This is a genomic window from Brucella sp. MAB-22 (genome assembly GCF_025908475.1).
Taxonomy (GTDB): Bacteria; Pseudomonadota; Alphaproteobacteria; order Rhizobiales; family Rhizobiaceae; genus Brucella; species Brucella anthropi.
The window spans coordinates 2,323,869-2,340,598 of sequence record NZ_CP109782.1 but is presented as its reverse complement, the minus strand read 5'-3'; the positions used below and the strand labels follow the sequence as shown (position 1 = coordinate 2,340,598).

Here is a 16,730-nt window from a genome sequence, read left to right as displayed (position 1 = left end):
TGCCTTTGAGATGCAAAGGCGTGGAAGATAGCCGAAAATTCCGCTACAGATTTCCAGTTTGGTTTGATTGTGGGGAATATTCTATCTGATTATCTCTCCGCATGTCTTGATCCCAAAACCGGTTCCCACTTTTGGGAGACATGCTTATACGGCAAGAAACGACGAGGGTAATTGCGATGGAATTCTATCTTCCTGCCACGACCGGAGAATGGCTTGCCTGGGGCTCTGCCGCCATCACGGCGCTTGCTGGTCTTGTCATGCTTTTTGCGCCCGGCATAACGATGAAGCTGTTGCGGCTGCAGCCGATCAATGGCCGTCCCGAAGGTTACGGTTCCATCCGTGCGACGCTCGCCGGACCCTATCTCGGCGTGGGGATCGGATGCCTCGTTTTCGCGCAGCCATTCCTCTGGGTCGTGCTGGGTTCCGTCTGGGGATTTGCGCTGTTCGGACGCTTCATTTCGATGATGTCGGATGCGGGTGGGCGCAAGGGCGGACCGAGCGGCGGACGCTTCTATGGCGGTCTCGCAACGCTGGTGGAGTTCGTGCTTGCCGCAGGTCCGCTGCTCTACGCTTTCGGCTTCATTTCCTGATCGGAAAGAGCTCTGTTCTGCACTTCTGACGTGCAGGCTGCGCAGGGGAAGATAGCATCGCTACGGTGGATGCGACTTTTTTGACCGCGAAAGGCGGCAAGTCTTACACAAAAGTGCCGGATTCGCGTGTTGCGAGTCCTGTTCGTCTATGCTAGACGGCAATCACATTTCGGTGTTGACGTGCTCGCGCGTCAGTAGTTTTCCGGAAACATTCAATAAAATCATCGGTTTGGCGTCCTGAACGAGATTGGGCCCCAAAAGGATGGTTTCAACGTAGAGAGCAGGTTGTTCGTGGCTGAAACGTCTTCGCTCATTTCAGGTGTCGCACAGCGTTACGCCGGATCTCTTTTCGAGCTTGCGCTTGATGCGAAATCCGTTGCGGCTGTGGAAAAAGATCTTGACCGTTTCGAGGCGCTTCTGAGCGGAAGCGAAGACCTCAAGCGACTGATCTCCAGTCCGGTATTTTCCTCGGAAGATCAGCTTCACGCCATCGGCGCTCTGGCCGACAAGGCGGGCATCAAGGGTCTGGTCGGAAATTTCCTGCGCGTTGTCGCGCGGAACCGTCGTCTCTTCGCCCTGCCGGGCATCATCGCCGCTTTCCGCAAGATTGCTGCCGAACATCGCGGTGAAGTCTCCGCCGATGTCATCTCCGCGCACGAACTGAGTGCTGCGCAGCAGAACGAATTGAAGGCAACGCTGAAGGGCGTGGCCGGCAAGGACGTGACGATCAATGTCACCGTCGATCCGTCGATCCTCGGCGGTCTTATCGTCAAGATGGGTTCGCGTCAGATCGACACGTCCCTTCGCACTAAACTTTCTTCTCTCAAGCTTGCACTGAAAGAGGTCGGCTGATGGACATCCGCGCCGCGGAAATTTCCGCTATCCTGAAAGAGCAAATCAAGAACTTCGGCAAGGAGGCTGAGGTCTCCGAAGTCGGTCAGGTTCTTTCCGTTGGCGACGGTATCGCCCGCGTCTATGGTCTGGACAATGTTCAGGCCGGTGAAATGGTCGAATTCCCTGGTGGCATTCGCGGCATGGCGCTGAACCTTGAAAGCGACAATGTCGGCGTCGTTATCTTCGGTGCCGATCGTGACATCAAGGAAGGCGACATCGTCAAGCGTACCGGCGCAATCGTTGACGTTCCGGTTGGTCCCGGCCTGCTGGGTCGCGTCGTCGACGCTCTCGGCAACCCGATCGACGGCAAGGGCCCAATCGTTGCTACCGAGCGTCGCCGCGTCGACGTGAAGGCACCGGGCATCATTCCGCGCAAGTCGGTTCATGAGCCAATGTCGACCGGCCTCAAGGCTGTTGACGCTCTGATCCCGGTTGGCCGCGGCCAGCGCGAGCTGGTCATCGGTGACCGTCAGACCGGCAAGACCGCTATCATTCTCGACACCTTCCTGAACCAGAAGCCGATCCACGACAACGGCCCGGACAGCGAAAAGCTTTATTGCGTTTACGTTGCTATCGGCCAGAAGCGTTCGACCGTCGCTCAGTTCGTCAAGGTTCTCGAAGAACGCGGCGCTCTGGAATATTCGATCGTTATTGCGGCTACCGCTTCCGATCCGGCTCCGATGCAGTATCTCGCTCCGTTTGCGGGCTGCGCCATGGGCGAATATTTCCGTGACAACTCGATGCACGCTCTGATCGGTTATGACGATCTGTCCAAGCAGGCTGTCGCTTACCGTCAGATGTCGCTTCTGCTCCGTCGTCCTCCGGGCCGCGAAGCTTATCCGGGCGACGTTTTCTATCTGCACTCCCGTCTTCTCGAACGCGCTGCAAAGCTCAACGACGAAAACGGCGCTGGCTCGCTGACGGCTCTGCCGGTCATCGAAACGCAGGGCAACGACGTTTCCGCCTTCATTCCGACCAACGTGATCTCGATCACCGACGGTCAGATCTTCCTCGAAACCAACCTGTTCTACCAGGGTATCCGTCCGGCTGTTAACGTCGGTCTGTCGGTTTCGCGCGTTGGTTCTTCGGCGCAGGTCAAGGCCATGAAGCAGGTCGCCGGTTCGATCAAGGGCGAGCTCGCCCAGTATCGTGAAATGGCCGCCTTCGCACAGTTCGGTTCGGATCTGGATGCCTCGACCCAGCGTTTGTTGAACCGTGGCGCACGTCTGACCGAGCTTCTCAAGCAGCCGCAGTTCTCACCGCTCAAGACGGAAGAACAGGTTGCCGTGATTTTCGCCGGCGTGAATGGCTATCTCGACAAGATCGCCGTCAACCAGGTTGGCAAGTTCGAAGCAGGTCTTCTTTCTTCGCTGCGCACCGAGCACAAGGATGTGCTGGATGCGATCCGCGACGAAAAGGCGCTCACCGACAACATCAAAGCAAAGCTCAAGGCAGCGGTCGACGCGTTCGCCAAGTCTTTCGCTTGAATTTTGTGACGGGATGAACGGATGCCTTCACTAAAGGATCTGAGAAACCGTATCGCCTCGGTCAAGGCGACGCAGAAAATCACCAAGGCGATGCAGATGGTCGCCGCGGCGAAGCTGCGCCGTGCCCAGGAAGCCGCGGAAGCCGCAAGGCCGTATTCGCAGCGCATGGGTGCCGTTCTCGCAAATATCGCGCAGAACGTAACCGGCGAAGATGCGCCGGCTTTGATGGCCGGTACGGGCAAGGACGACGTGCATCTGCTCGTCGTCTGCACCGCAGAACGTGGCCTTTGCGGCGGTTTCAACTCGCAGATCGCGCGTCTGGCGCGCGATCATGCCCGCAAGCTCCTCGCTGAAGGCAAGACGGTCAAGATCATCACGGTCGGCAAGAAGGGCGCAGATATTCTGCGTCGCGAGTTTGCCTCTCTGATTATCGACCACGTCAATTTGCGCGAAGTCAAGCAGCTCGCTTTTGTGCATGCCGACCAGATCGGCCACAAGGTGATCGAGCTTTTTGAACAAGGCGAATTTGATGTCTGCACCCTGTTCTATTCCGAATTTAAATCGGTGATTGCACAGATTCCAACTGCACAGCAGATCATTCCGGCTTCGGCTGGCGATGTTGCGCAGGCGGAGACTGCAGGCGATGCGATCTATGAGTACGAACCTGATCCTGCGGCGATCCTGAGTACGCTGATCCCGCGCAACATTTCGGTCCAGATTTTCCGCGCTCTGCTGGAAAATGTGGCGGGCGAAATGGGTGCGAAGATGAGCGCGATGGACAATGCGACGCGTAACGCCGGTGACATGATCAACAAGTTGTCGATCACGTATAACCGTCAGCGTCAGGCTCAGATCACCAAGGAACTGATCGAAATCATTTCGGGCGCGGAAGCGCTCTAATCGGAAGGTAAAGGATCGATGGCAAAAGCAGCGACCCCGAAAACTACCGCCGCGGCCGAAGCGAAGCCAGCAGCGGCGAAAGCTCCAGCCAAAAAGGCTCCGGCGAAGACAGCCGCCGCTAAGTCCGATGCAGCTCCCAAGGCTGCAAAGACCGGCGCAGTTGGCAAGATCACTCAGGTCATCGGCGCTGTTGTCGACGTACAGTTCGAAGACGGTCAGCTTCCGCTGATCCTCAACGCTCTGGAAACCGACAATCTCGGCAGCCGTCTGGTTCTTGAAGTTGCGCAGCATCTGGGCGAGAACACCGTTCGCACCATCGCCATGGACTCGACCGAAGGTCTGGTTCGCGGTCACGAAGTGCGTGACACCGGCAACCCGATCATGGTTCCGGTTGGCGAAGAAACGCTCGGCCGCATCATGAACGTTATCGGTGAGCCGGTTGACGAAGCTGGTCCGATCAAGACCACTGCCCGTCGCGCGATCCACCAGGAAGCTCCAGAGTATATCGAACAGTCGACCGAAGCTGAAATCCTCGTAACGGGCATCAAGGTCGTTGACCTTCTCGCTCCTTATGCAAAGGGTGGCAAGATTGGTCTGTTCGGCGGCGCAGGCGTCGGCAAGACCGTTCTCATCATGGAACTGATCAACAACGTCGCCAAGGCGCACGGCGGTTACTCGGTATTCGCAGGCGTTGGTGAACGTACCCGTGAAGGTAACGACCTTTACCACGAAATGATCGAATCGGGCGTTAACAAGCTCGGTGGCGGTGAAGGCTCGAAGGCCGCGCTCGTTTACGGTCAGATGAACGAGCCTCCGGGTGCGCGCGCTCGTGTTGCTCTGTCGGGTCTGACGGTTGCTGAAAACTTCCGTGACAAGGGTCAGGACGTTCTGTTCTTCGTGGACAACATCTTCCGCTTTACGCAAGCTGGTTCGGAACTTTCAGCTCTTCTCGGCCGTATTCCTTCCGCTGTGGGTTATCAGCCGACGCTGGCAACCGACATGGGCGCGATGCAGGAACGCATCACCACGACGACCAAGGGTTCGATTACTTCGGTTCAGGCAATTTACGTTCCTGCCGACGACTTGACCGACCCTGCACCGGCAACGTCGTTCGCTCACTTGGACGCGACCACGACGCTGAACCGTTCGATCGCTGAAAAGGGTATTTACCCGGCTGTGGATCCTCTTGAATCCACGTCGCGTATGCTCGATCCGATGATCGTTGGTGAAGAACACTACGCCGTTGCCCGTCAGGTTCAGTCGATCCTTCAGCGCTACAAGTCGCTTCAGGACATCATCGCCATCCTTGGCATGGACGAACTGTCGGAAGACGACAAGCTGACCGTTGCGCGCGCTCGTAAGATCGAACGCTTCCTGTCTCAGCCGTTCTTCGTTGCTGAAGTCTTCACCGGTTCGCCAGGCAAGCTGGTTGACCTCGCCGACACCATCAAGGGCTTCAAGGGCCTTTGCGCAGGTGAATACGATCATCTTCCAGAACCGGCTTTCTACATGGTCGGATCGATTGAAGAGGCGATCGAAAAGGCGAAGAAGCTGGCAGCTGAAGCTGCTTGATGAATTGAATTTCCCGGTGGGTCGCAAGGCCCGCCGTGAAAGCCAATCATTTTGTTTAAGCATGTTCTGAAAGTCGGTTTGTTTTCGGGATTGTGCTTTTGAATTCAAGTGAGAACCATGGCTCAAGCTTTCCAATTCGAACTCGTGTCGCCTGAACGGCTCCTGCTGTCCGCGCAGGTGACGGAAGTCGTCATTCCGGGTAGCGAAGGCTATCTGACGGCTCTCGCCGGTCATTCGCCTCTGATGACGACGATCATGCCGGGTGTCGTTTCGGTGAAGCTTGCCGACGGCAAGTCCGACTCCTACGTGGTCTTCGGCGGTTTCGCCGATATCACCCCGCAGGGTTGCACCGTTCTGGCCGAATCGGCGACCCATGTGGACGATATCGACCCGGCAGATATTCAGCGCCGCATTGAACATGCCCGCAAGGCTCTGGACGATGCTTCGTCGAACGAACACCGCACCAAGGCGGAAATCTTCCTGCACCAGCTGATGACGCTGCAGGGAACGATCATGCCAGCCTGATCGGCAGCATTCTATCGTTTTTCGGGAAAGCGGGCTTTTGCCCGCTTTTTCTTTTTCAGATCATCTGCTCTCCAGTGAATTTGTTCGCAGAACTGTCATATTGCCGCTAAATCCCATCACGCTTGCGTGAGTTCAGGAAGTTCGCTTGAAAATAGTTCGCCAGCGATTTATCCAAATCCGTAATCATTAGTTTACTAATATATGAGGCGGTTGGCATGGATACGGCAGATCTTAAAGCTGAAATGATTGATGCCATGGCGAAGGTTAATCGCAGGCTCCGCACTGTTTTCGACGCGCGTGTAAAGGAACGGGGCCTGACCCTGGCGCGGGCGCGCACCCTGCTTGCCTTGATGGAACAGGAAGGCCTCTACCAGAAAGAACTGGCAGAAGCGCTGGAAATTGAGAATGCGACTATGGTCCGCCTGCTCGACGGTCTGGAGCGCCAGTCATTCATCGAACGGCAAACCGTTCAGGGTGACCGCCGCGCCAAGCGCGTGGTGATGACGGCGGAAGGCAAGATTCTGGCTGAACAGGTCGTGAAGCTCGCCGGTGATGTCCGCGAGGATTTGCTGGAAGGTGTAAGCGATGAGGAGTTGAGCATCGCGCTCAACGTGCTTCGCAAAATGTCAGAATCGATGAACAAGACCCACTGATCGGGTTGTTTTGCCGTAAGTTTTCATCAGTGTCAGCTACGTCGTTACAACCTGATACGATAACCGTGATGACAATTTCGGCGCATCTGTTCAATTCGTAGCAATTGACGTTTGGCTACGTTCCAGTGAGCCGGTCACCTAGTGCATGTCTCCCCAAAGTAAGAACCGGTTTGGGAGACATGCGCAAGAACAAAGAGATAGAGTATTTCCAACGATTCAAATGAAACAGGAAATGCTCCGGCAATCACGATCTTGCGAGGACATGTCGTCCTTGTCGCAGATCAAAGATCGCAAGGTCGGTGAGGTCTTGAATACCTGAGTAACACCATTGCTCAGGAGTTCTCATGATACGCCTTTCCAGACCCTCGTACACAGCCGTGGCACTCGCATTTCTGGCGGTGACCGGGACATCAGCCCTCGCATCTGGTTCGCACGAGCATCCGGCGGAAAACGGCAGTGTCAAAGCTCCACTCAACATTGTCCGTCCGGCGAATGACCTGGCATCGCCAATTACAAGAAGCGAGCCAGCGACCATCAAGGTAAAGCTCGATACCGTCGAGGTGACGGGACAGCTCGCAGACGGCGCAGCCTACCACTATTGGACGTTCAACAAGAAGGTCCCCGGCCCGTTCGTGCGCGCCCGAGTAGGTGACACGATCCTGGTGGAGCTCTCCAACAAGGCCGACAGCAGCGAACGTCACAGCGTAGACTTCCATGCTGTGACCGGACCAGGCGGCGGAGCGGCGGCGACCGATGCCGCACCAGGCGAAACCAAGGCCTTCTCGTTCAAGGCGCTGAAACCGGGGCTGTACGTCTATCACTGTGCTGTGCCAATGGCCGCACATCACATCGCCAACGGTATGTATGGCCTGATCCTCGTCGAGCCGGCAGACGATCTGCCGCCCGTTGACCGGGAGTTCTATGTAATGCAGGGCGAGCTCTACACGTCGCAGCCATACGGATCCAAGGGGAAGCTGACCGAGAGCGTCGAACGCCTGCTCAAGGAGGACCCGGAGTACTATGTCTTTAACGGGGCTGCCAATGCACTCACAGGCGACAATGCCCTGACGGCGAAGGTCGGCGAAACCGTACGCATCTACTTCGGTGTCGGCGGACCCAACAAGACGTCGAGCTTTCATGTGATCGGAGAAATCTTCGACAAGGTTTATCAGCTGGGCTCCTTGACGACGGAGCCGCTATCCGATGTCCAGACAATTACGGTCCCACCGGGAGGCGCGGCGGCGGTCGACATCAAGCTGGAAGTTCCCGGCGAATACACTCTGGTGGATCACGCGCTGTCGCGAGCGGCACGCGGATTGGTCGGAACGCTTGTCGTGAGCGGCGAGAACCGTGCCGAACTTTTCCAAAGTGCCATGCCTGTCACGACCGAAGTGGAGCAGGGCGAACACAAGGCTCATTGATTGGGATTGGTTCTTGTGGGATGGACGCCCTTCCGACGGCCTTAGAGCGCATCCCGAAAAGTGTGAAACGGTTTTCGGAAAAGATGCGCGTAAAAACAAATGATTAGAGCGCCGATCTGATTCAATCAGATCGAAACGCGCTCTAATGTGGCAGAATGGATTTGTTGAGCACCATTGAGGAGAGGGCGTCCATCCCTACAAAGCCATATTGGTCGGACGCCGGGTGTCAGGGTGCAAGAGTGCGCAGATAGGCCATCAGTTCACTGGCCGTGTCGCTGGCCCGTTCCGGCTGACGGGAGACGATCGCCTCGATCAGTGTCGCATGGGCATTGGCAGAACCGGCTATGCCGGTCGAGGGGCGAAGGCGGAACCAGAAGCGGCGGCTGTGGGTTTGCAGGGGGGCTGCAATACGCGCGGCATAGGGATTGCTCGCCGCCGCGCCCAGAACAATATCGAATGCCTTGTCGGCATCGAGAAACAGGGCCACATCCTCGTTGGGGATGGCCTGCCGCATGGCGGCTGCAGCGGCTTCAAGCCGTTCATAATCGCGAGGGCTGCCAAAGCGTGCGGCATCGCGCGCCAGAACGCGCTCGACACCTTCGCGGGCATCCAGCACCTTGATGAAATCCGTCGGATCGATGGCCGCGATGGCAATGCCCGAGCGCGGACGCACTTCCACGAGACCTTCCCAGGCGAGCCTCTGAATGGCTTCGCGCATCGGCGTGCGGCCCATACCGGTCAGCTCGATCAGCGTGCGCTCGTTGACAACGGTGCCCGGTTCGAGTTCCAGTGTGACGATGGAGCGCTCCAGAATGCGATAGGCTTGCTCGGCGAGGCTTTCGCTACCCCAGCTGTCCATGGTCGCCAACGGCATGTTTGCCGGGCTCCGCGTCAACCTGTCTCGAACGTTTGCTTCTTCCATGCCTGTCCATGCCCTGTGGTTACGACGATTGACATAGTGCAATCTTACAGATATATCTCTGATATATCAATATGAGGTGATTTGAGTTTGTCGATCCCTAACTTTGCCTTTGTGGCTTTTTCAAGCGATGGCGAACTTTCAGCACAGTGTCATTCCAAAAAATCGATGGACAGAGCCGAAAGGCTGGCATTGAACATACTGAACGCCAATTGCTCGAAGCGTCGACATTGTCCGGTTCTTTGGCAAGGCTATAGGCAAAAATGAATCCGGTGGGGAGCCGCACAAGATGAAATCTGATCCGCAGGGTCAGCAGGATATTCTCATTATCGGTGGCGGTATTGTCGGGGTTGCCACTGCCGCCCTGCTTGCCGAGGCTGGACGCGAGGTTTTGGTCGTCGACAGAACCGGTATTTGCGAAGAGACCAGTTCTGGCAATGCTGCGGCGCTCGCTTTTTCGGACATTCTTCCGCTGGCCTCCAAGGGAGTCATGCGCAAGGTGCCAGGCTGGCTGATGGACCCGCTTGGTCCGTTTACGATCCGTCCTTCCTATTTTCCCAAAATGGTGCCGTGGCTCTACCGCTTCTGGCGCGCAAGCAGCGCGGATGCATTGGCGAAAACTGCAATTGCGCAGGCTGACATCATGCGTCTTGCCGGCAGCGAGATGATGGCGTTGATCGACAGGGCAGGGCTGCGCGGAAGATTGCGCGAGAATGGCAATCTGGAGCTTTATGAAAGCGAAGCCGAACTCGCTGCCTCACAGCCGGGCTGGGATGTTCGCGAACAAGCCGGAATTGCCTATGAACATGTGCGCGGTGACCGGCTTGCCGAACTGCAGCCCGGCCTGAACCCGCGTTTCGTTGCCGGAACTTTCGTTCCCGGCTGGAAGAATGTCAGCGATCCGAAACTGTTCGGCAAGGCGATCTGGGCTTATGCCCAGAGCAAGGGTGCGCGCTTCCTTCAGGCCAAGGTCACGAATGCAAAGCCGGGCCATGGCGGGGCGAGCGTTCATCTTGAGGATGGAACGAAAATCAAGACGACGCATCTTGTCCTTATGGCGGGCGCATGGTCTCGCGATCTTGCCAAGGGTTTTGGTGATGCGGTGCCGCTCGATACGGAACGCGGCTACAACACGACGCTGCCAGTGGGCAGTTTCGATGTGAAACGGCAATTGACCTTTCCTGGCCATGGCTTTGTCATCACGCCGATGGAAACCGGCCTGCGTGTCGGTGGTGCGGTGGAATTCGGCGGGCTCGACCTGCCACCAAATTTCGCGCGATCTGAAGCCATGCTTAAGAAGGCTTCCATGTTTCTGCCGGGCTTTCGGACAGAGGGCGGGCGACAGTGGATGGGCTATCGGCCATCCATGCCGGATTCCGTACCGGTCATCGGCCGGGCCTCGGCAGGTGGCAACATCTATTACGGCTTCGGCCATGGCCATCTCGGCCTCACGCAATCGGCGGCAACCGGGCGGCTTATCCGTGATCTCATCACGGGGGCTGCGCCTGCAATCGATATCGAACCTTTCAAGCCACAACGTTTTCGGAACTGACCATCATGGCAAGACATTCCTTCTTCTGCGTCGACGGACATACATGCGGCAACCCCGTGCGTCTCGTGGCTGGCGGCGGGCCGAACCTCGAAGGTTCGACCATGATGGAAAAGCGCGCGCATTTTTTGCGCGAGTATGACTGGATCCGTACTGGTCTTATGTTCGAGCCGCGCGGCCATGACATGATGTCCGGCTCCATTCTCTACCCGCCGACACGTCCTGATTGCGATGTTGCGGTGCTTTTTATTGAAACCTCGGGGTGTCTGCCGATGTGCGGTCACGGCACCATCGGAACCGTGACGATGGCGATAGAGCAGGGGCTGGTGACGCCGAAGACACCGGGCAAGCTCAATCTGGATACGCCTGCCGGTCTGGTGGCGATCGAGTATGAGCAGAACGGCCAGTATGTCGAGCGCGTTCGTCTCACCAATGTTCCGGCTTTCCTTTATGCTGAAGGACTTGAGGTCGAATGCCCGGACCTTGGCAACCTCAAGGTCGATGTGGCTTATGGCGGCAATTTCTACGCTATCGTCGAGCCGCAAGAAAATTACACCGATATGGAAGATTATTCTGCGCTGCAGCTGATTGCCTGGAGTCCGATACTGCGTGAGCGGTTAAATGAGAAGTACAAATTCCAGCATCCGCTGCTGCCGGATATCAACCGTCTGAGCCATATTCTGTGGACTGGGAAGCCGAAACATCCGGAAGCGCATGCCCGCAATGCCGTCTTCTACGGCGACAAGGCAATCGACCGTTCGCCATGCGGAACCGGTACGTCTGCTCGCATGGCGCAACTGGCTGCCAAGGGCAAATTGAAGCCCGGCGACGAGTTTGTGCATGAATCCATCATCGGGTCGCTTTTCCATGGCCGTGTGGAACGTGCTACCGAAGTTGTAGGCCAGGACCGCACATTGCCGGCGATTATTCCTTCAATTGCGGGCTGGGCACGCATGACGGGATATAATACGATCTTCATCGACGACCGTGATCCCTTTGCACATGGGTTTACGGTCGCGTAAAGTGGGTACGGTCGGTAATTTTAATGCTGGCCCCCAATTTTTTGGCTTTTCGGCCATGTAGAAAGTATGGAATAAGGCGTTCTGGGTAGGAGAAAAAAACATATACAGGACGTTTAGTAGGGGACATAACTAGTTTGTGGAGGGATGATGCCCTTAGTCTTTTGTCTGAGGCAAAAGGGGGTTGCATTCCTCTATACAGCCGTTAGGTGTAAAGAGCCGGGAATAAAATGAAGACGCACGAAATAAAGATGCGTCAATAAAATCCCGGGCGGTAAAATGGGTGGCTTCTCGATGGAATATTTCTTCCAGCAGGTGATCAACGGGCTCGCGCTCGGCTCGATCTATGGCCTGATCGCCATCGGCTACACGATGGTCTATGGCATTATCGGCATGATCAACTTTGCTCATGGCGATGTCTTCATGCTCGGCGCCTTCATGGCGCTGATTGTTTTTCTCATGATCACAACCTTCATTGGAGCATTGCCGATTGCGCTGATGCTTCTTCTGATGATGATCGTCGCCATGTTGCTGACGGGTTTGTGGAGTTGGACGATCGAGCGCGTGGCCTACCGGCCGCTGCGTGGTTCGTTTCGCCTCGCACCGTTGATCACGGCTATCGGCATGTCGATTGCCTTGTCCAACTTCGTACAGGTAACGCAGGGTCCGCGTAACAAGCCGGTGCCTCAGCTGCTGAACGGTTCCTACAATATCATGGGAACCAACGTGACGATCTCGCTGAAGCAGATTGTGGTCATTGTGGTGACAGCCGTGCTGCTGACGATCTTCTGGTATATCGTCAATCGCACCTCGCTTGGTCGCGCGCAGCGTGCCTGTGAGCAGGATCGCAAAATGGCAGCGCTTCTCGGCATCAATGTCGATCGGGTCATTTCGCTCACCTTCGTGATGGGTGCGATGCTCGCGGCTGTGGCCGGTACGCTCTACCTCTCCTTCTACGGTGTGATTTCCTTTGCCGACGGGTTCATCCCTGGCGTGAAGGCGTTCACGGCGGCAGTTTTGGGCGGTATCGGATCGCTTCCGGGTGCTGTGGTCGGTGGCTTGCTCATCGGTCTCATCGAGGCATTGTGGTCGGCGTATTTCTCGATCGACTACAAGGACGTTGCCGCGTTTTCGATCCTCGCCATCGTGCTGATCTTCATGCCGTCCGGCATTCTTGGCCGTCCTGAAGTCGAAAAGGTTTAATCATGGCTGCACAGTCGAGTTCACGCCCGGATTCCCTTTTTGGCCGGGCCATTCGTGAAGGGTTCTTCGCCGGTCTTCTGGCTCTGGGTCTCTTCTGCCTCATCATCGGTTTCAAGACCGATCAGAACATCAACAACGAACTGGTGCTCGTTCAGCGCTGGGGCACACTGGCCGTCATGGTCGCGCTCGCTGCGGTTGGTCGTTTCCTGTTCGTTGCCTTCCTTCAGCCAACGCTGGAGGCGCGCAAGCTTGCCAAGAGCAAGCAGCCGACCGCTGCGGTCGACGAAAGCCCGTCTTTCGTGCGCCGCAACTTCTCGCGCCTCGGCGTTGCCTTCCTTTTTGTCTACCCGGTCCTGATCGTCACCTTTCTGGGCTGGCAGGGATCGCTCAAATGGGTCGATAATTTCGGCGTTCAGATCCTCATCTATGTGATGCTGGCCTGGGGCCTCAACATCGTGGTGGGCCTCGCCGGTCTTCTCGATCTGGGTTACGTCGCCTTCTATGCAGTCGGCGCCTATTCCTATGCACTCCTGTCGGCCTATTTCGGTCTGTCCTTCTGGATGCTGCTGCCGATTGCCGGTATTCTTGCTGCAACATGGGGCGTCATTCTGGGCTTTCCGGTCTTGCGTCTGCGCGGTGACTATCTTGCCATCGTGACGCTTGCCTTCGGTGAAATCATCCGTCTGGTGCTCATCAACTGGACAGATGTCACCCGCGGCACCTTCGGCGTTTCCGGCATTGCCAAGGCAACCTTCTTCGGCCTGCCTTTCAATGCCAGCAAGGACGGTTTTGCGGCCCACTTCGGCCTCACCTTCTCGGCGGCGCATTACAAGTTCTTCCTCTATTACGTCATCCTTCTGCTGGCGCTGCTGACGGCCTGGGTCACCATCCGTCTGCGCCGCATGCCGGTTGGCCGTGCTTGGGAAGCACTGCGTGAAGATGAAATTGCCTGCCGTTCGCTTGGCATCAACACCACCACGACCAAGCTCACGGCCTTTGCCACGGGCGCGATGTTCGGTGGTTTTGCCGGTTCCTTCTTTGCAGCACGCCAGGGCTTCGTCAGCCCGGAATCCTTCGTGTTTCTCGAATCCGCCGTCATTCTTGCCATCGTCGTTCTGGGCGGCATGGGCTCCCTGGTCGGTATCGCCATTGCTGCGATCGTCATGATCGGCGGCACTGAAATCCTGCGTGAAATGAGCTTCCTGAAAGCAATTTTCGGCCCAGATTTCACGCCGGAACTCTACCGCATGCTCATCTTCGGCCTTGCCATGGTCGTGGTCATGGTCTGGAAACCGCGCGGTTTCGTCGGAAGTCGAGAACCCAGTGCCTTCCTGCATGAGAAGAAGATGGTGTCGGGTGCCTTTACCAAGGAAGGGCACGGCTGATGGCGGAGATAAGCACTATGTCTGGCACTGCGCCTGATAAAGCCGAATTGGGCAACACTGAAAAAGACACGATCCTGCAGGTCGAGCATCTTTCGATGCGCTTTGGCGGTCTCGTCGCCATCAACGATCTGAGCTTCAATGTGAAGCGTGGGGATATCACGGCGATCATCGGCCCGAACGGTGCAGGCAAGACCACGGTCTTCAACTGCATCACCGGCTTCTACAAGCCGACGGGCGGCATGCTGACGATGAACCGGAAGACGGGCGACAAGTTCCTGCTGGAACGCCTGCCCGACTTCCAGATCACCAAGCAGGCCAAGGTGGCGCGTACCTTCCAGAACATTCGCCTGTTCTCGGGCCTCACTGTTCTGGAGAACCTGCTGGTCGCGCAGCACAACACGCTGATGCGTTCGTCGGGCTTCACGATCCTCGGTCTTCTCGGTTTGCCCGGCTACAAGTCTGCGGCGAAGGATGCGATTGAAAAGGCGCGTCACTGGCTGGAGAAAATCAACCTGATCGGTCGTGCGGACGATCCGGCAGGCGATCTGCCTTATGGCGATCAGCGCCGTCTGGAAATCGCCCGCGCCATGTGCACCGAGCCGGAAATTCTTTGCCTCGATGAACCGGCCGCCGGTCTCAATCCGCGTGAATCGGCAGAGCTCAACAAGCTCCTGCTCGATATCCGCAAGGAAACCGGGACGTCAATTCTGCTGATCGAGCACGACATGTCGGTGGTCATGGAAATCTCCGATCATGTGATCGTGCTGGAATACGGCACCAAGATTTCTGACGGTGCTCCAGAAGCAGTCAAGAATGATCCGCGCGTTATTGCCGCTTATCTCGGCGTCGATGACGAAGAGATTGCCGAGCTTATCGAAGAGGCGGACAAGCCGGGCACCGGTGATGCGGCGGACTTCGTGGCGGCACAACTCGCCGAGGAAGCCATCGAGGAAGAAATTGCCGAAGAGACAGGTGAAGCACCGTCCGGACGCGTTTCTCTCGCCGGGGGTCTGGCGGAGGCACGTGGTGGCAAGGCCGATAATCTGACCCTCATCAAGGGCATCGGCGCGGTCAACGAAAAGAAGCTTCACGAACACGGGATCTATCATTTTGATCAGATTGCCGCCTGGAGCGACGCGGATATTGTGGACGCTGAAACCTATCTGGAATTCGACGGGCGTATCGCGCGCGAAGACTGGGTCGGGCAGGCCAAACAACTTGCCGCCGGTCAGGCGACAGAGTTCTCCGAGCGCGTTGAACAGGGTGATGTTCCGACGAGCCATAAGACTGCTCCCGTAAAGGCTGCCAAAAGCGGTGGTGCGAAACGCGCTAAAGCGCCGACAAAAGCACCGACTAAAACCGCGGCCAAGCCCAAGAAGGGAGGCGAATGATGCAGGCTGAAACCATGCAGAAAAAGCAACCGCTTCTGGCCGTCGAGAAGGTCGAGACCTATTACGGCAATATTTGTGCCCTCAAGGGCATTGACCTTACCGTCGATGAGGGCGAGATCGTCGCGCTGATTGGCGCTAACGGTGCCGGCAAGTCGACGCTTATGATGACGATCTTCGGCTCGCCGAAGGCGCGTACCGGCCGCATTCTCTTCAACGGCAAGGATATTACATCCATGCCGCCGCATGAGATTGCCAAGCTGCGCATTGCGCAGTCTCCGGAAGGCCGTCGCATCTTCCCGCGCATGACGGTTTTGGAAAATCTCCAGATGGGCGCAAGTCTCGATCATCAGCAACACTTCGAAGAAGACGTGAAACTGATGTTCGACCTGTTCCCGCGCCTGAAGGAACGCATCAACCAGCGTGGCGGCACGCTTTCGGGCGGCGAACAGCAGATGCTGGCCATTGCCCGCGCGCTGATGGCGCGTCCGAAGCTCTTGCTTCTGGATGAACCGTCGCTCGGTCTGGCACCGCTGATCGTGAAGCAGATTTTCGAAGCGATCAAGGAACTGAACCGCACGCAGGGGCTGACGGTGTTCCTCGTTGAGCAGAACGCATTCGGTGCTCTCAAGCTCGCAGACCGTGGCTATGTGATGGTCAACGGTTCGATCACCATGAGCGGCGCTGGCCGCGAATTGCTGGCCGATCCGGAAGTCCGCGCCGCCTATCTCGAAGGCGGAAGGCACTAGGAGGATAAGATGCAGGGTATTCTCTACGAAGAATCGTCGTTCTGGTTGTTTTTCCTCATCACCTGTCTGCTGGGCGGCTGGGCCGCCTGGATGACGGGGCGTGCCTGTGCTTCGACGTGGCGCACCTATCCGCAGCTTCTGCTCTATCTGATCCCGCTGGGAGCTGCGGTGCGCTTCATCCATTTCGCACTGTTTGAGGGAACGCTTCTTTCGTTCCACTATTATCTGGTGGATACGATCGTCCTGATGATCATAGGTACGGTCGGCTTTCGCTTCACCCGCACCAAGCAGATGGTGCGGCAATATAGCTGGCTTTATGAAAAAGCTTCGCCTCTCAGCTGGAAGGCAAAATAATTTTAAAGCTTCGCCGTCATGCGGCGAAGCTTTCTTGTAAGATCACGTTGACAGTAATAAGATTCAGCGTAGATATTGCTGAGTATTCAGCAAGAAAATAAGACGATGCAAAACATCGTTTC

The 16,730-nt window shown here is 56.8% G+C and carries 16 protein-coding genes; 15 read left to right on the top strand and 1 reads right to left on the bottom strand.

Annotated features, from left to right (window positions below):
- The first annotated feature begins 176 nt into the window (after positions 1-176).
- The 8 genes from OHI65_RS20840 to nirK all read left to right on the top strand — a co-directional run bounded on the left by OHI65_RS20840 (position 177) and on the right by nirK (position 8,042).
- Positions 177-590 carry a DUF4345 domain-containing protein gene (locus OHI65_RS20840; protein ID WP_125300882.1) on the top strand — a complete coding sequence of 138 codons (414 nt, stop codon included), beginning with the start codon at positions 177-179 and terminating at the stop codon, positions 588-590.
- Positions 591-881: 291 nt separating this feature from the next.
- On the top strand, positions 882-1,442 hold the full coding sequence (locus OHI65_RS20835; protein WP_012091258.1) for a F0F1 ATP synthase subunit delta: 561 nt from the start codon (positions 882-884) through the stop codon (positions 1,440-1,442).
- Positions 1,442-2,971, top strand: a complete 1,530-nt coding sequence (atpA, locus tag OHI65_RS20830) for a F0F1 ATP synthase subunit alpha (RefSeq protein ID WP_012091259.1) — start codon at positions 1,442-1,444, stop codon at positions 2,969-2,971. The genes OHI65_RS20835 and atpA overlap by 1 nt, the downstream gene beginning before the upstream one ends.
- Before the next feature lie 21 nt (positions 2,972-2,992).
- Positions 2,993-3,871, top strand: coding sequence for a F0F1 ATP synthase subunit gamma (locus OHI65_RS20825; protein WP_012091260.1), 879 nt, complete (start codon positions 2,993-2,995; stop codon positions 3,869-3,871).
- Between the two features lie 18 nt (positions 3,872-3,889).
- Complete coding sequence (atpD, locus tag OHI65_RS20820) at positions 3,890-5,443, top strand: F0F1 ATP synthase subunit beta (protein WP_012091261.1); 1,554 nt, start codon at positions 3,890-3,892, stop codon at positions 5,441-5,443.
- A 117-nt stretch (positions 5,444-5,560) separates the two neighbouring features.
- Positions 5,561-5,968, top strand: coding sequence for a F0F1 ATP synthase subunit epsilon (locus tag OHI65_RS20815; RefSeq protein ID WP_010661464.1), 408 nt, complete (start codon positions 5,561-5,563; stop codon positions 5,966-5,968).
- Between the two features lie 215 nt (positions 5,969-6,183).
- Positions 6,184-6,621, top strand: a complete 438-nt coding sequence (locus tag OHI65_RS20810) for a MarR family winged helix-turn-helix transcriptional regulator (protein ID WP_010661463.1) — start codon at positions 6,184-6,186, stop codon at positions 6,619-6,621.
- 344 nt (positions 6,622-6,965) lie between these two features.
- Positions 6,966-8,042, top strand: a complete 1,077-nt coding sequence (nirK, locus tag OHI65_RS20805) for a copper-containing nitrite reductase (protein WP_040129083.1) — start codon at positions 6,966-6,968, stop codon at positions 8,040-8,042.
- Between the two features lie 226 nt (positions 8,043-8,268).
- Here nirK and OHI65_RS20800 read toward each other — a convergent pair whose 3' ends face one another.
- Entirely contained in the window at positions 8,269-8,964 is a 696-nt protein-coding gene (locus tag OHI65_RS20800) for a GntR family transcriptional regulator (RefSeq protein ID WP_010661461.1), read from the bottom strand.
- 286 nt (positions 8,965-9,250) lie between these two features.
- Between OHI65_RS20800 and OHI65_RS20795 the strand changes: the two genes are divergently transcribed.
- The 7 genes from OHI65_RS20795 (at position 9,251) to OHI65_RS20765 (ending at position 16,608) form a co-directional block, all read left to right on the top strand.
- Positions 9,251-10,513: an NAD(P)/FAD-dependent oxidoreductase gene (locus tag OHI65_RS20795; RefSeq protein WP_094514221.1), complete on the top strand. Its 1,263-nt coding sequence runs from the start codon at positions 9,251-9,253 to the stop codon at positions 10,511-10,513.
- 5 nt (positions 10,514-10,518) lie between these two features.
- Entirely contained in the window at positions 10,519-11,532 is a 1,014-nt protein-coding gene (locus OHI65_RS20790) for a 4-hydroxyproline epimerase (RefSeq protein ID WP_012091266.1), read from the top strand.
- Between the two features lie 291 nt (positions 11,533-11,823).
- Complete coding sequence (locus tag OHI65_RS20785; protein ID WP_010661458.1) at positions 11,824-12,732, top strand: branched-chain amino acid ABC transporter permease; 909 nt, start codon at positions 11,824-11,826, stop codon at positions 12,730-12,732.
- 2 nt (positions 12,733-12,734) lie between these two features.
- Positions 12,735-14,117 carry a high-affinity branched-chain amino acid ABC transporter permease LivM gene (gene livM / locus OHI65_RS20780; RefSeq protein ID WP_125300883.1) on the top strand — a complete coding sequence of 461 codons (1,383 nt, stop codon included), beginning with the start codon at positions 12,735-12,737 and terminating at the stop codon, positions 14,115-14,117.
- Positions 14,117-15,508, top strand: a complete 1,392-nt coding sequence (locus OHI65_RS20775) for an ATP-binding cassette domain-containing protein (protein ID WP_373418751.1) — start codon at positions 14,117-14,119, stop codon at positions 15,506-15,508. The genes livM and OHI65_RS20775 overlap by 1 nt, the downstream gene beginning before the upstream one ends.
- Positions 15,508-16,254 carry an ABC transporter ATP-binding protein gene (locus OHI65_RS20770; protein WP_029376283.1) on the top strand — a complete coding sequence of 249 codons (747 nt, stop codon included), beginning with the start codon at positions 15,508-15,510 and terminating at the stop codon, positions 16,252-16,254. The genes OHI65_RS20775 and OHI65_RS20770 overlap by 1 nt, the downstream gene beginning before the upstream one ends.
- Positions 16,255-16,263: 9 nt before the next feature.
- On the top strand, positions 16,264-16,608 hold the full coding sequence (locus tag OHI65_RS20765) for a DUF6867 family protein (protein ID WP_010661454.1): 345 nt from the start codon (positions 16,264-16,266) through the stop codon (positions 16,606-16,608).
- The last annotated feature ends 122 nt before the right edge of the window (positions 16,609-16,730 follow it).